The sequence below is a fragment of the Halorubrum sp. PV6 genome (assembly GCF_003990725.2).
Lineage (GTDB): Archaea > Halobacteriota > Halobacteria > Halobacteriales > Haloferacaceae > Halorubrum.
In genome coordinates, this window is record NZ_CP030064.1 from 1,351,654 (window position 1) to 1,365,545 (window position 13,892).

Consider the following 13,892-nt stretch of genomic DNA (forward strand, 5'->3'; position numbering starts at 1 on the left):
AAGAAGGCCTCCAGACACAGTTGGTTACTCTTCGAAGTCGGTCAGTTGTTTATTGTCTGCTTCTCGCCGGCTGGTTTCCATCCGCTCGTCGTAGTCAGAATAATCGACACGATTCTCAGTTACGCCCTGCTCTTCCTCGTAGACCGCTAACCACGCTCTGACCAGGTACTGGATGAAGGGTGCGGGGATCGTGTTCTTGGCCATGTGTTGCTTGGTGTATGGCCTTGGGTCGTACCCTTTTGTTGACGCCCACCACTCCTTTGACCGCTCTGAGAAGAAGAACGACGAGGTCTCGGTCGTGTCAGAACTACCGTTCGTGGTCAAGAACGCCCTCTCACGGGGCGGTGAAGCTACGTGGAAGGAAGTCTCGAATGCGCGCTCATACTCTATCGGAAGGCCAAACATCCGCCCGCTGAGGATTGTCGGATCCCGGAGTGGTTCGGCTTTCGGGACATTCTCAATGACGTAGTGGTCGCAGTAATCCTGAGCGATAGAACGAGCACTCGGAATCATGTTCTCGTGCTCGTCAGGGTCCCCTGAGATACTCGTCGTCGCTGCCCACTTGGTACATACGGGGTGGAAGACGCCGAGGTCAAACGTCACCTCGTCCTTAATCGGGAAACCCCAGTCTTTCTCTTCGTCACCCTCAGGCAGGAGATGAGCGTCCGCAGCGATCGGCTCACTCTCGTTCGTGTCTTGAGGATCGATGCTCACTCGAATGACGTCACCGAAGTTTGAGAGCACCTCCGACTCAGTCCCCTTGTCGGCGAAGCAGTGGAGAATAGTTGGCCGTTCATCGTCCCTATACTCACTCATGGGTTCACCCTAACGAAAGTAGATAAGACGCTCTTAGCACGAATAGGAACTAGTAGCGAGCCTTCAGATACTCCGGGGCTAGCCATCTTACCCGAACTCTATGCGGAGCGAATATATTTCCCTCGCATGGAGTCGGGGGAGCTCTCGAATCAGTCTGCGATGGATGGTTCTGGGACGGCTTCCTCCCCGGCGTCGTAGTGCGAGAGGATTGCTTCACCAATACGCTGGCCGAGCAGCGGAGGTACGGCGTTCCCGATCATACGGCCGAGGCGTGTAATTGACGCGTCATCCCAGTCTTTAACGAACTTGTAATCTTCGGGGAAGGTCTGAATCATCGCGCCCTCGAGAACCGAGAGTGCGCGATCTTGTTCGGTGTCATAGTGACCGAACCGGCCGCTCCCGTAGTTGTAGAACTGTGTTGTCATCGTCGGTGCCGGCTCATCAGGCGACATCCGCCCGTAAGGTGCTCTGTAGCTACGCCCGCTGGCCTTCTTATGACAATCAAGTAGCAGGTGTTCTTTGTCCTCTTCTTCCCACACGGTCCAGTCCTCGCCAGGCCTCATGTTCCGGATCCGCTCTTCGTTCAGTTCGGAAAGGTCACGAGCTTGGTGTAGCTTCCGATCGGGATCTTTTTCACCGTTCTCAAGCGGGGGTAGATGGCCAATTGCGTCGCGTACGGTCGGGTACTCCGACTCGTCTGTCGTGACTGGCTCGCCTAGTTCAATAGTGCCATCAAGCGAAGCGATCAAGACCCATCGTTTCCGCTTCTGAGGGATTCCATACTCTGGGCAGTAGACGTTCTTGTCTTCGTCGCTATTTACCGAATATCCCATTCTCTCGAGCGTCTGTTCAAAGATCTCGTACGGTCGGTGGTTTCGAACCTCGAAGACGTTCTCCATCACCACGACGTCGGGACGGACATACTCTACAATATCACGGAACTCGCCAAGCATCCCATACTTGTCGTGTTGGCTACTATCGCCTCCGTGGTTCATTGGTGAGAACGGCTGACAGGGGGCACAACCGGCGAGTATCCGGACATCAGCGTTTCGCTCGAATTGAGCAGCGATCCGCTCCGGGTTCTTTGCGAGCGGCCGGATGTCCGTGAGACGGAAGTCCGCATCATTATTCTCCTCATACGGATACTTACACTCAGGGTCGACGTCAATCCCGACCGAGACGTCGACGCCGGCATCCTCGAGGCCTCTAGTGAGACCACCCGCTCCACAGAAGAGGTCGACAGCGGATACTTTCATGCTGTATCCTCTTTAACCGCGACATTAAATCTTCTGTGCGATCTCTCGGGGACTCTCAAGATTGTGGAGCCTGGGAGAATAATAGTCATTTCTCCGACTCAAATCGACGCGATAATACCACCCTCGATACATTAGCAATACAAGACATGACTGACCAATATTTCCCGCTACGTCGAAGCATCTATCATGACATGAGGCCGGAGACGGTGAGTCAACGTCCGAAGAATTAGTAAGCTGATTCATGGATATGAATAATATTGCGCAAGAAGCGAAGTGGCACTTCTACGACGGCGGACAGAGTGCGCCTCGATTCGGTGGCGACCCTACTAAACACGCGGTTGACCATAATACAGAGAGCTTCGTCCGAGAGGTCCTGCAAAACTCGAATGACCAAGCTCTGCCGAACGATATGCCGGTTGAGGTGACGTTCCGCTTGGTGGAGCTTTCTGGTGACGAACTTCATGAGTTTCTTGAAGCGATCAATTGGGAGAGCGGGCTACGAGACCGTATTGGTGCCGTAGCTAGGTCCGATAGAGGTCGAGGGTTCCAACAATTTCAGGAGCAGTTGGAGGATGAAGATCCCTCTCTTCGTATACTCATCGTTGAAGATAGAAACACAACTGGACTCACTGGAAACTGGGATGAGGACTCGAACTACGCAGCGCTCGTCCGGGACGAGCTTTACAGTCAGAAACAGGACGAGACAGCCGGTGGGTCGTATGGCCTCGGCAAGTCGGTTCTCTGGACCTTCTCGGGGGCATCTACTGTCGTATTCAATTCGTATCTAAGCGAACCTTCCGAACGGGGATTCCGTCAACGGCTCATTGCCCGGACAAAGCTTCCGACGCACAGCTTGGATGAAGACGGTACGGAGTACCAAGGAGCAGGTTGGCTCTGTACTATCGACAACTCGGAGGAAGACCCCAAGCCTCGCTCGTTGTGGGGCTCAACGGCTGAATCACTAGCCGAGCGGCTCGGTGTTAACCGGCCAACCACTCCGGGTACTAGCGCGATGGTCGTAGGGTTCCGCGACCCAGCACGAGATCGCACGCCGAGCCTCAAGAGTCTCGGACAAGAGCTCGTTGACGCCGCCGCGAAGTATTTCTGGCCCGCAATGTACCGGAACGATCTCGTTGTAAACGTGGAGGTGGGTTCTGAGACGACAGAGGTTGACGTAGACAATCACTCGGCAGTACAGCCGTTTGTTGACGCCTACGCGAACCGATACAACGGCGAGACGGGACTTGAGACCCCCGGCGATGTTGCGGGACGCGACATCAAGGTAGAACTCCCGAAGAGGGACGACGGAACACAGAGTGAGAGCGGGCCTGTCAGGCTCGCAGCTCGCCTAGCTTCGCCTGTTGACGATCCCACCCTACGGAACCACGTCGCTATGTTCCGGGGCTCGGGAATGGTAGTGAAGTACTACGACCAGAGTCGGGTGTCTTTCGGGGACCGGAACTTTTTCGCAGTCTTAGCGGCTGGTACTGCCCGGTCAACTGGTGCTCCCCGAAGATCGGACGAGGAGATTGACCGATTCCTCCGATTCGCCGAACCGCCCGAACATGACGAGTGGCGCTCAACAGAGAACCTGAAAGAGCAATATATGCAGGGTTATCGGAAGGCAATCCTAAATCTTGAGGCAGACATCCGGGAGGAGCTTCGGAACCTCGTCTCACGAGGTGGACGAGGAGATCGTAATTTACCTGAGAACGTCTTGAAGAAGTTTCCAATACACGGGCAGGGGCGTCGTTCCAGCTCACCGGCCAACTCAAAATCATTTGAACTGGACGGTACGGCGTTCTTCGAACGGGACCGCTGGCGTTTCAGTGGGAGTGTGGAACCCGAGGCGGACGACCATTCCGGCTGGACGGCCCAGATATCTCTTACTGGAGTCGGTGAAGACGGGACGAAGTATCGGCAAGTACCGCTAGAATCGGCCGAGGTTGACGTTGAGGGGGTAGACGTCGTTGAGCAAGACGGAGCGATGGTTCTGAGAGCTTCGCCGGGAGTAGGAAGGGTAGAGTTTCGTGGAGCGTCTCGTTCAATCGGTCACGCGGACTTCTTCGACGGTTCAGTCGGTGAGACTCAACTGGAAGTTGACGCTGAGGTCCGACTTGGGGGTGACGAGTGATGGTTGACTCTAAGAGTCAAAAGCTGCGTCAGACTGCTCTCCCCTACCCGTACCGCGATAATGGGCTCTCACTTCAAATAGAGGAATACCAGTTAGAAGACGAGCAACCGGTTGAGCTTGATCAGGAACAAGACAATTTAACAGTTGACCTTGCGATCAACGAGAGCGATCCTTGGGAGCACGCTACGCTCCGTGGGGAGGTAAATCTCCCCGAAGACGTAGTACAATCCGTGTATCCGCCGGATGAACGTTCCTCTCCTCCTGGGAAACTCTATGTGGCAGTTCGGTGCCCAGAAACCATTTACAGAGACCGGGTAGACGTGGGTACCAGTGAAACAGAAGGAGGTCTTGACCCAGGTGTCCATGAAGTTGAGATTTCGCTAGAGAGCAACGATCTCCGGGGTAAGGTTCAGCTACTCCCGTTTCTTGTTCGTTCTTTTGAAGGCGATAGTGACGGTCAGTTTGCGACGACTCCAAACGTCAGGCTAGCGAGTGGTGAACCGTGGACAGTTGTCGTTGATGAAGAGGAAGAGAGCGGGAGTCGTCTTATTGAGGGTGAAGAGGCCGAGTTTAGTGAGCATGATCACCTCCCCGGTGAGAAGCGCCTATACCACCTAGACTTCCGGAAGGTCGACAGCCCAAAACTTTGGATTAACAGCGACCACAGCCGTATAGTAGACATACTCCACGCAAATGGCTCAGTCGGTGCGGAAGCTCGAATGCGCGATGTTGTGCTCGATCAGATTCAGCAAGGTGTCTGGTCCCAGCTTGTAGTGCGAGCAATTTCGGATGTTGATGATGAGGGCGAGCCCCGACACGACTGGGAAAGAGCAGTACTCAATATCTTCGCTCGAGACTTGACTGACGAGGAAGATGTCACGCAGGCGTCGATTCAACTTCGAGAAGAACTCAACGATCCAGAGGGGGTCGCTGTTCTAATGGAACGACTGGACGGAGCGATTCAGGACTATATTGATCCGCGAGATCAGCTGATCAACCTCATTGAGGAAGGGCTTCAAATATAATGAGCGAACAACCATTACGCCGACTGACTGCTGATGGACGACGATTGATCGGGGAAGAGTTCCTCAAGGGAACCAAGGGACAGGTGATCGCGGGTGACGAGCTCGCAGAGTATCTTGAACTTGAGCCCTCGGGCGAGCAGGTCCAGTTGAGCCAGCTGGATGATGAATTAGAATCAATAGTTAGCTCGTACGATCGGTTCGACACGTCAATTGACGCCGCGGCGGCACCTGCGGTCAGAGCGTCGCTGAATATGTCTCGGCGTGTTGCGGCAGACTCTGGAGTTTGGCACTATCTTGCGACTGTCCGTTACCCGGACTTCGTTCGTCATCGATGGGAGTTCACTAGCAAGAAGGCGATGACAGAGAAGTTCCTCGGTGCGGGAACGGACATTTACTCAAACGCACTCCACCGTCTCTGGTGGATTGCTGAACTCACTCGCGAGGGTGACGACTACACACTGACTGAGGAGGTTCTCTCAAACCAGACACTGGCGAACAAAATATTCGACCGGTGGTTCGCACGCTATGAACCAGCTGCGAAGGTCTGTTCTGAGAAACTGATCGGCGAACCTTCGGATGTCGTAGACGAATCGACTCGTCGGTTCAACCACGCACTCACGAACCTCCAATTAGAGGGGCTTGACGAAGATGACATAGAGCGAGTGATGGACCGTATCCTTGATGACATAAGGTGATAGTGCCAGCTACTCACCTGACAGGTAGACAGAGTAAATAAACTGGAGGCAGCCGTCAGCTCCGCTCCATTGGTGTCTCGGTTTTCTGTCGCCTGTGTAAAGATAGGAAATCAAAACGCCCTGCTGTAGACAGTTAGATCATCTCCGGCTTGAAGTTCATCACCAACCGCTCTTTCGCGTCCTTCGCCGATCCGCGCTTCCCGCTGTTGATGAACCGCTTCTCGTCGCGGTCGATCACGTACACGTCCTCGAACGTTCCCGGAAGGTCCTCGTACGAGCAGATCCAGTCGCCCTCCAGTCCCGCGAGCCCGTCGACGAGCGCCTCGTGGTCGATCGTGTTCACGAGGTAGTAGTCCTCGTAGCCGACGTACGGCGGGTCGCAGTAGAACACGGTGTCCTCGCTGTCGTACTTCTCGAAGACGTCCGCCCAGTCGAGGTTCTCGACGACCACGTCCCCGAACCGCTCGGCGAACTCGTCGAGGCGGTCGACCTTGTTCGCGTACGACAGCGCCCGACTCGACACCTTCGAGGTCCCGAACCCGGCTGGGCCGTCGTACTTCCCGCCCCATTGGGTGTACCGGAGGTAGAAGAACTGACCGGCACGCTCGATCGGGTCGCTCGGCCGGTAGCCGTGGAAGAGCTTGTGCGCCCACTCGCCGTGGAGCTCACGCGAGTACGGCGTCCGGTCGAGCCACGCGACCAGTTCCTCGCAGCGGTCGCGAAGGACCTCGAAGAACTGGACGAGGTCGCCGTCGCGGTCGTTGTACACTTCGACCGTGCTCGTGTCCGGGTCCTTGTTCGCGAGCACGCCAGCGGCGCCCCCGAACACTTCTACGAAGCAGGTGTGCTCCGGGACCTGATCGAGGATCCACGACGCGAAGCGACTCTTCCCACCGGGGTAGGGGAAAACGGCGTCCGCCATCACCGATCCCCTACCAGGCGCTCGCCGACGATGCGGGCGACGCGCTCGACCCAGTTGGGAATCACGTCGTCGGGGACGCCGTTGCCGTCGTTGAACGCACGGAGGATCTCCAGCGAGCCGGTAGCCATCCGTGCGTCGAGCTCCCAGTTCAGTTCGTTCGCCGCTTCGATCTCAACGCGGAGTGTGTGGTTTGCGTCGACGCTGACGACGGCGCGAGCGTAATTCGGGCTCCGGCCACGAATCCGCTCGCCGACGAGACTGATGTCGAACTCTTTCGTCTGCGCGCTGCCGCTGTGGGCTGGTTGCTTCGAAGCCATACCCTGCGCTGGTCGTCGGCCGTTGTTTAGACTGACTCGCGAGGTTCCGCACGGTTCCGAACGCGGGGAACCCGTGAGCTGTGTGGGAATTCTCCGATTTCCGGACGCTATTCCGGAGGGTCACTAGGATGGTGAGATATAGAACGGTGCTCGCTCGCGACATCGGTCTCCTCACTTCCGTCATACCCGCTGAAGTCGCTGAACGTTCCAGTGCGCTGATGGACGACTTGGACGCGAAGAACGCCGTCGCCTTCGATGTGCCAGCGGAGCGTGTCGCCGTCGTCGATGTCCAATTCGTGGCGGATGCGGGCAGGAATGTTCGCTTGATTCCCCGAGACCTTGCTTTCGGAGTCTATCCTCTCGCCACCCATATGTGGTCGTAAGGAATCCGTTACGGATAAAATAGCGTTCCTCACGCTACTGTTCTCGTCAGCAGGGGCTGGGGTTCGTCTGGGAGCCTTCGGGACCGACAAGGTGGTACCGCTTCGAACCACGATCCTGCTCGATGTCGATGAGGTTGTAGTGCTCCAGCTTCGGCAGATGGTTCTCGCGGAGGTACCGCAGCGTCACGGGGTCGTCGTGCGCCTCCTGGTACCGCGCGTACAGCTCTTTCTGGATGAGCCCGTCCTCCTCGGCGAGGACCTCGTACAGCGCACGCTGATGCGTGTTCAGCTTCGAGATCGTCTTCTGCCGAACCTCGCGTTCGGCGTCGGCGACCGCGTCCTCGACGAGTCGCCCCGGAATCGCGGCCAGTCCTTCGCGGGAGGCCATCCGCGCCGCGACACGCAACCCCGCGATCGCCTGCCGCGCGTCTCCTTCGGAGAGGCGGGCGATGCGCCGAAGCACGTCCTCGTCGACGGCGTTCGGTCCGAGTCCTTCGCGAGCTCGCCGGGAGAGAATCTCCGTGATCGCGTCCTCGCCGTAGGTGTCGAACCGAACGCGGTAGGCGACGCTGATCCGAGAGGTGATTCGATCGTCGAGGTCTGCGAGCAGATCGACCTCCCGGTTTGCGATACCAATCCACGAGAGTCCGGGGATATCGTGGAGGTCGTAGAGCACCTTCGTCTCGCGGAGCTGATCGACCTCGTCGAGGATGACGACGCCCGGCCCGTGGAGATCAGCCTTGATGCGGTCGATGAGCCGACTCGTTGAGGCCGATCGCGGCATCGCGGCGCCGACGAGTTCGTGGGATATCTGGTCGAGTACCGCGTTTCTGGTGTAGTACTTCCAGCAGTTAACGTAGGCGTAGGGGACATCAAGAACTTCTCGTCGGAGCTCGCGAACAGCGGCTTTCGCGACCGTCGTTTTCCCGACACCGGAGGGGCCAAACAGAAAGCAGTTCTCTGCGCGAAACCCGTCTTGGATCGGTGCGAGAGCGTCTGTCACTTCGTTCATGTGCCGGTTTCGGTCGACGATCGGGTCGGGCAAGTGTCCCTCTTCGAAGACCGCTCCGTTGCGTACCACGTCTCCGTCGCGTATCACGTCTTAGTCGGTCTCGGTACGAGTACATAAGCCGACCCCCGAGTGTTCCGGACGGTTCCGGATGATCCTAGTCGAAGGAGACAGTCGATACCTCCTGGTTTTAGAGCCAAACACAGATCCTTGAGACCGGTGACAGAAGCCGTAGAGCCAATGATTAAATACGGTACGGAGCCAGATTCGATACAGATGGGAGACACGGATCTGACCTACGTCGATCTCTTTGCCGGCGCCGGCGGGCTGTCTGTCGGTCTCGAGCGTGCCGGCTTCGATCTCGTTCACGCGGTCGAAGTCGACGCAGACGCCCGTGCCTCCTTCGCGAACAACCGAGACAATCTCGAACCCGAAGACTTGACGCAGGACATTCGCGATATCGACAACCAAGACGTACAGGATGTCGTCGGTCGTGATCGCGTCGACCTCGTCGCCGGTGGCCCACCGTGTCAGGGCTTTTCAGAAGTCGTGAGCCCCGACGGGTCTGACGACCGGAACCACCTGTTCGTCAACTTCATCTCGTGGGTTAACGAGCTGAACCCGAAGGCCGCGCTGTTCGAGAACGTCCGGGGGATGCAGAACACTGCTGACGGAAAGTTCCTCGAGGCGGTACAGGATTCGTTCGACCAGATGGGCTACGACGTGAGCCACCGGATCGTGAAGGCGTCTGACTTCGGTGTCCCACAACAGCGACACCGGCTGCTCGTCCTCGCGACCGAGAAGTCCGCGACCGAACACCCGTTCGAGGGCTTCGAGATCGACCCTGTGGACACCCCTGGCGTGATCGACGGAATCGGAGATCTCCCCAAGGTTGGTCCCGGTGAGCAGATCACCGAGTACGATGCCGAACCTAAGACGGTGATTCAGGAGGGCCTCCGCGGTGACACGACAGAGCTCACCCATCACCAGGCGGCGAGCCACTCGGAGGACATGGTTGAGATGATCGATCACATTCCTGACGGAGGGAACCGGACCGCGATCCCCGACGACCTCCAGCCGTCCTCGGGGTACCACAACTCCTACTCTCGGCTCGACTCTCAGGAGCCCGCCGTCGCGATCACCTCGAACATGTCGAAGCCCTCCAGCGCCCGGTGTATCCACCCGTTCCAGAACCGGGGGCTCACCCCGCGCGAGGGTGCTCGACTACAGACGTTCCCGGATTCGTACCGGTTCGAGGGCGGGCTGGTCTCGGTCCGACAGCAAATCGGGAACGCTGTGCCGCCGTACCTCGGGGAGGCAGTCGGCTACTACCTCAAACAGAGCGTCTATCAACAGGAACTCGCCGAACACGAACAGGAGCGCATCTACAAGCTCCGGTGCGGTGGCATGGAAATAGACGAGTTTGAAGAGCAGAAGGCTGATATCGGCGGTCACGCTCAACAGGCCACCCTCGACTTCGCGGACTGAACGTCTGCTCCGATTCTGCCGCTGTAGTTACTTTACCAGTGGTCTCGCCATCGCCGAGTCGATGGAAACATTTCTATGATTGTCTATTTCACAATCAGATAACCAAAATGAGCGACCGGACTGAGGTTCGCACGGAGCGTGAAGACGATGTCATCCGGACGTTCCTCACCGAGCACTTCCCACCGGGATACGAAGGCGACGGCTCGACGCTGGCGGACTACACCGACGCTGACGCCGAGATCTCCGTAGACGAGCAAGCGGAAATAGAGGATCTCCTCGAAGAGGCTGGCCGGCACTTCGAGAGCTCGAAGGGGACGCTCGGACTTGCGATCGACTTCGTGATTCTCGCCGAAGAGCTGTCCGACACGGATGAGTGGCTGGACGGGTACGACTCGTCCATCGGGAGGAGCGATATCCTCGATCGCTACGAGAGCACCGCGAAGTCCTCTCTGACCCTCAAGCGGGGAGATACAAAAGAGGGAATCCGGTCGTATCACAACGACCTGATCGACCTGTTTCGCGAGGATCTCGGCCGAACCAACTTCCCGAGTTCTCCGGGCCACCACACGGGAGAGTGGGAACGATACGATCATATGCTCGAGCGAGCGTTCCGCCTCTCTCGCCGAGGGCGATTCGTCGCCGCCCAATGTCTGTTCGATCTGGGATTAGAGCGCCTCGAATCGAAGGAGTACGAGCAGCGACAGCCGCCCTTCCCAAACCCGTTCCACCGCGTGCTGACCGAGTACGATCGTAGCGCTCCCGAAGAACAGGGCGGATCCGCGTATCAAGCCCTCTGCTACGGATACGTGAAAGCGGAGTGGCCGCATCTGTCGCTCCGCGCGAGCAAGGTCCGTACAGGATCGTCTCGACAGAATCGATACGGCGATATAGACGGGTTCTACGGTCCGGACTTGATGATTTCCGTCGAAGTCAAGGATAGAGATATCGACGGTTCGAACGTCGACTCCGAACTCGGCACGATGATGCAAGTGGCTCGAAACACGACGGCGATCGCGATCGCAATCTGCCGTCGAATCACTGACGACGCTCGCGCGACCCTCGAAGATGCCGGTGTTCAGGTTCTCTCTGATGAGGATCTTGAATCACAACTCCAGATATGGGACTATCATAAGCAAAACCGGGCGTTACACGGAATGGTCCACTTCTTCGCCAACATCGAAGAGAATCCGGCAGGAGTACAACGGCTGCTGAGATTCGTGGAATCGATCGATCCGGAGAACACCGCTTTGGCCCATCTCTACGAAGATTCTGACGATCAATCTTAAACTAGCAATGTCTCCTCGTACCGTACACCACTAATTTATTCAGATAGAAGAACAGTACTATTTTCATCAACTTGAGGCCGTATGACAAGCGAATCACCTACACAGATACTTGATGGTATTCACCAGAGTATTCTGAGGAAACACGAGTTAGGAGATCAGCGAATCAAAGCATGGTACTGTGACGAGTATGAACCTCCGGAAGAACTCCAAGATATTGAGACACCCCCTCATCAAAGGTTGTTTGAGCGGAGTGCCAAATTAGCCGACTTTGCAGCGAGTAATTTGGCTAGAGAAGAGGTGAGATTTGGTGATCCAGATCCAATCGTTGAACTGATCGCCTATGGTGTGGCTGTCGAGATATTATTGAGTGGAGTCCATCTCAAAGTGGATTCGGAAAAATTTGTCAAAATATTGGAGAAGAATAAAAAGACACCATCATACTGTGACTGTAAACAGATACTAATCGCTGATATCACCTCAAAAATGCCCTCTGAGCAACTAGGTATCCTGATTAAGACTCTTGAGATAATTCGTGATCAACGGAACAATGAAGCCCATCTTGGATATCACACCTATCAGCATTCACATCTTGATGGATTAGTTCTGGAGCTAATCTACATACTGCTGAAAATCTACTCTGAATCCGATATACCAGAATTGGAATCTCTTGAGTCACATATCAAAGAAGCGCGATCGAATATCACCAATCCAAGAATGGTCACTTTTGATTTAGACGCGATCTTCGAAGAGTGAGCCAACGTGCTGTGAAATCTAGAACAATGATAGTGCTACTGCCGACTTCTAGAACAAGTCGTCAACGAACCCCCCAAACCACCCCTGATCACGCCTGAGACCGCGTCGGTTCTGCCGTACTAAGTGCTACCTTCTTTTGGAAGTTCATATGCGATTAGAGGCAACCGGGAAACCGGACCAGTACAAGTGTTGGCTCACGGACGACGACCTCGAGGCGCTCCGTCGTGCCGCCGGGAGTCACCGCGACGACCTCGTGATACAGCTCGGCGGGTTCGTCGGGCTACGCGCGTTCGAGATCCCGCAGGTTACTCCCAAGCACGTGAAGCGGACTCCCGACGGCGACCACTTCCGACTCCGCGTGCCAGAGGGGAAGGACACGACCGGGAGCGGCGGGAAGCCTCGCGACGCCTACCTCCCGCAAGAGGTCGAGGGCGACATCCACCGGTACGTCCGCTCGGAGGATGTCGGCCGCCACGAGCCGATCGTGGATCTCTCCGAAAGCGGTGTCCGGGCCGTGGTCAAACGCACGGCTGAGCGTGCGGCTGACGCGACCGGTGACGAGGACTTCCGCCACGTGTCGAGCCACGATCTCCGGCGCCGTTTCGCACAGCGGCTTCTCGTAGACCGTCACATGAACCCGCGCGTCGTCATGACCGTCGGCGGGTGGGACTCGTTTCAGGCGATCGAGCCATACCTGAACGCGCCGACGCCTGAGGTCGTCAATGAAGCATTTGAGGAGGCTGGCTTTGAGTAAACACAGAATTACCATGGGCCGGTTAGAGCCAATCCAAGAACGGCCAGAGTGCTGAATCCCTCTGCCAGAGATAGGTTTCAGCGTCCTTCGGAGTACAACGCGCGTATACAGTGGCAAATGCGGTGATCTAGAAAAAACCAATTGAACCCTTGCTGGTACTATGGTCTGAACGTACTCTCGGAGATAACCGTTTTTGAAGGGGTGTGTACAATTACAACTTCAAGTTTGTCAGCTTCCGGCCCTGTATTATTTGGTGGACTACGGAAGTCTGCTGCCCCTACTGGTATTCGAAATTTGATATTACTTCCAGTAGTCCAGGTGGTACTGTCATCAAATAGAACTCCATCAGTGACACCGTATCCAGAAGCTAACTTGTCGTTACCCTCGTAGGAGTCAGCGTCAAAGCTTAAAGAGCTGGGTGGGAGATTCACCAACCGAACTTGTGTGTCATCCATATTGTCGCCACTAGCACGAACGATTATCTCTAATTTAGAAAGGGCAATATCCTCTCCAGCGATGTGTGTGATCGACACAACTTGCTGGTCAAGCTCGCCGCCAGCTTCGAATACACCGGTTGTATCTCCAACATTTGGGGCAGGGTCATTAACACTCTCTGCAACATCAAAGAAAAGCACCGAAGCCGTTGCAGCTAGTACAACCACAATTGCGACCATAAGAATGGTCGAAATAACAGGAGTAACCGCACGATCCTGTTTACACATTATCTATATTACATCCTGCTGGCTAAAATAGCCTTGGAACTCACTATTGAGCGAACCCTCCACATATCGCACGCTGGCCTTATCACATCTTGTGTATTTCGCCAGAAGCGCGACAGCCTATCGGTCGCTGCGCTTCGCCGGCCGTCGAATCTCTGCTGTCTCTGATCCCTCCTCTGCATAGAATGCAATCTGATCCCCCTGCTCGATCTCCCACTCCTCGGCGAGCGGTCGCGGGATAGTCACGGTGACGCTACCGTCTCCTTCCTGTGCGGTGCGACAGTCGGCAAACCGGTTCTGAATGCCCATACGTACTCACCCGTCGGTCGGGATAT

Annotated in this window: 15 protein-coding genes; 7 read left to right on the forward strand and 8 right to left on the reverse strand. The window is 56.2% G+C overall.

What is annotated here, in order from left to right; genetic code table 11:
• Positions 1–24 precede the first annotated feature (24 nt).
• Both DOS48_RS20500 and DOS48_RS20505 read right to left on the reverse strand, forming a co-directional pair.
• Positions 25–816 carry a hypothetical protein gene (locus DOS48_RS20500; protein WP_127117515.1) on the reverse strand — a complete coding sequence of 264 codons (792 nt, stop codon included), beginning with the start codon at positions 814–816 and terminating at the stop codon, positions 25–27.
• Positions 817–965: 149 nt separating this feature from the next.
• Positions 966–2,072, reverse strand: a complete 1,107-nt coding sequence (locus tag DOS48_RS20505) for a DNA cytosine methyltransferase (RefSeq protein ID WP_127117516.1) — start codon at positions 2,070–2,072, stop codon at positions 966–968.
• 241 nt (positions 2,073–2,313) lie between these two features.
• Here DOS48_RS20505 and DOS48_RS20510 point away from each other — a divergent pair, with 241 nt between their 5' ends.
• Genes DOS48_RS20510 through DOS48_RS20520 form a run of 3 tightly spaced genes read left to right on the forward strand, consistent with a single transcriptional unit; the run spans position 2,314 to position 5,926 of the window.
• On the forward strand, positions 2,314–4,206 hold the full coding sequence (locus tag DOS48_RS20510; protein ID WP_127117517.1) for a hypothetical protein: 1,893 nt from the start codon (positions 2,314–2,316) through the stop codon (positions 4,204–4,206).
• Positions 4,206–5,231, forward strand: coding sequence for a hypothetical protein (locus tag DOS48_RS20515; RefSeq protein WP_210755409.1), 1,026 nt, complete (start codon positions 4,206–4,208; stop codon positions 5,229–5,231). The genes DOS48_RS20510 and DOS48_RS20515 overlap by 1 nt, the downstream gene beginning before the upstream one ends.
• A complete protein-coding gene (locus DOS48_RS20520) occupies positions 5,231–5,926 on the forward strand; it encodes a DUF6339 family protein (protein ID WP_127117518.1) in 696 nt (231 codons plus the stop codon). The genes DOS48_RS20515 and DOS48_RS20520 overlap by 1 nt, the downstream gene beginning before the upstream one ends.
• A 133-nt stretch (positions 5,927–6,059) precedes the next feature.
• Here DOS48_RS20520 and DOS48_RS20525 read toward each other — a convergent pair whose 3' ends face one another.
• From DOS48_RS20525 to DOS48_RS20540, 4 genes are all read right to left on the reverse strand, one after another.
• On the reverse strand, positions 6,060–6,848 hold the full coding sequence (locus tag DOS48_RS20525; protein WP_127117519.1) for a DNA adenine methylase: 789 nt from the start codon (positions 6,846–6,848) through the stop codon (positions 6,060–6,062).
• Positions 6,848–7,165 carry a hypothetical protein gene (locus tag DOS48_RS20530; protein WP_127117520.1) on the reverse strand — a complete coding sequence of 106 codons (318 nt, stop codon included), beginning with the start codon at positions 7,163–7,165 and terminating at the stop codon, positions 6,848–6,850. Before DOS48_RS20530 ends, DOS48_RS20525 begins: the two co-directional genes overlap by 1 nt.
• Before the next feature lie 107 nt (positions 7,166–7,272).
• Positions 7,273–7,536, reverse strand: a complete 264-nt coding sequence (locus DOS48_RS29375) for an AbrB/MazE/SpoVT family DNA-binding domain-containing protein (protein ID WP_127117521.1) — start codon at positions 7,534–7,536, stop codon at positions 7,273–7,275.
• A gap of 58 nt (positions 7,537–7,594) precedes the next feature.
• Complete coding sequence (locus tag DOS48_RS20540) at positions 7,595–8,593, reverse strand: Cdc6/Cdc18 family protein (protein WP_394353606.1); 999 nt, start codon at positions 8,591–8,593, stop codon at positions 7,595–7,597.
• A gap of 240 nt (positions 8,594–8,833) precedes the next feature.
• Here DOS48_RS20540 and DOS48_RS20545 point away from each other — a divergent pair, with 240 nt between their 5' ends.
• From DOS48_RS20545 to DOS48_RS20560, 4 genes are all read left to right on the forward strand, one after another.
• A complete protein-coding gene (locus DOS48_RS20545; protein ID WP_127117522.1) occupies positions 8,834–10,045 on the forward strand; it encodes a DNA cytosine methyltransferase in 1,212 nt (403 codons plus the stop codon).
• Positions 10,046–10,152: 107 nt separating this feature from the next.
• Entirely contained in the window at positions 10,153–11,331 is a 1,179-nt protein-coding gene (locus tag DOS48_RS20550) for a hypothetical protein (protein ID WP_127117523.1), read from the forward strand.
• Between the two features lie 81 nt (positions 11,332–11,412).
• Positions 11,413–12,084 carry a hypothetical protein gene (locus tag DOS48_RS20555; protein ID WP_127117524.1) on the forward strand — a complete coding sequence of 224 codons (672 nt, stop codon included), beginning with the start codon at positions 11,413–11,415 and terminating at the stop codon, positions 12,082–12,084.
• A 148-nt stretch (positions 12,085–12,232) separates the two neighbouring features.
• Positions 12,233–12,838 (forward strand): site-specific integrase, encoded by a 606-nt coding sequence (locus tag DOS48_RS20560; RefSeq protein WP_127117525.1) that lies wholly within the window; start codon positions 12,233–12,235, stop codon positions 12,836–12,838.
• Between the two features lie 158 nt (positions 12,839–12,996).
• Here DOS48_RS20560 and DOS48_RS20565 read toward each other — a convergent pair whose 3' ends face one another.
• Both DOS48_RS20565 and DOS48_RS20570 read right to left on the reverse strand, forming a co-directional pair.
• Positions 12,997–13,560 carry a type IV pilin gene (locus DOS48_RS20565; protein WP_127117526.1) on the reverse strand — a complete coding sequence of 188 codons (564 nt, stop codon included), beginning with the start codon at positions 13,558–13,560 and terminating at the stop codon, positions 12,997–12,999.
• Between the two features lie 117 nt (positions 13,561–13,677).
• Complete coding sequence (locus DOS48_RS20570; protein WP_127117527.1) at positions 13,678–13,866, reverse strand: AbrB/MazE/SpoVT family DNA-binding domain-containing protein; 189 nt, start codon at positions 13,864–13,866, stop codon at positions 13,678–13,680.
• Between the last annotated feature and the right edge of the window lie 26 nt (positions 13,867–13,892).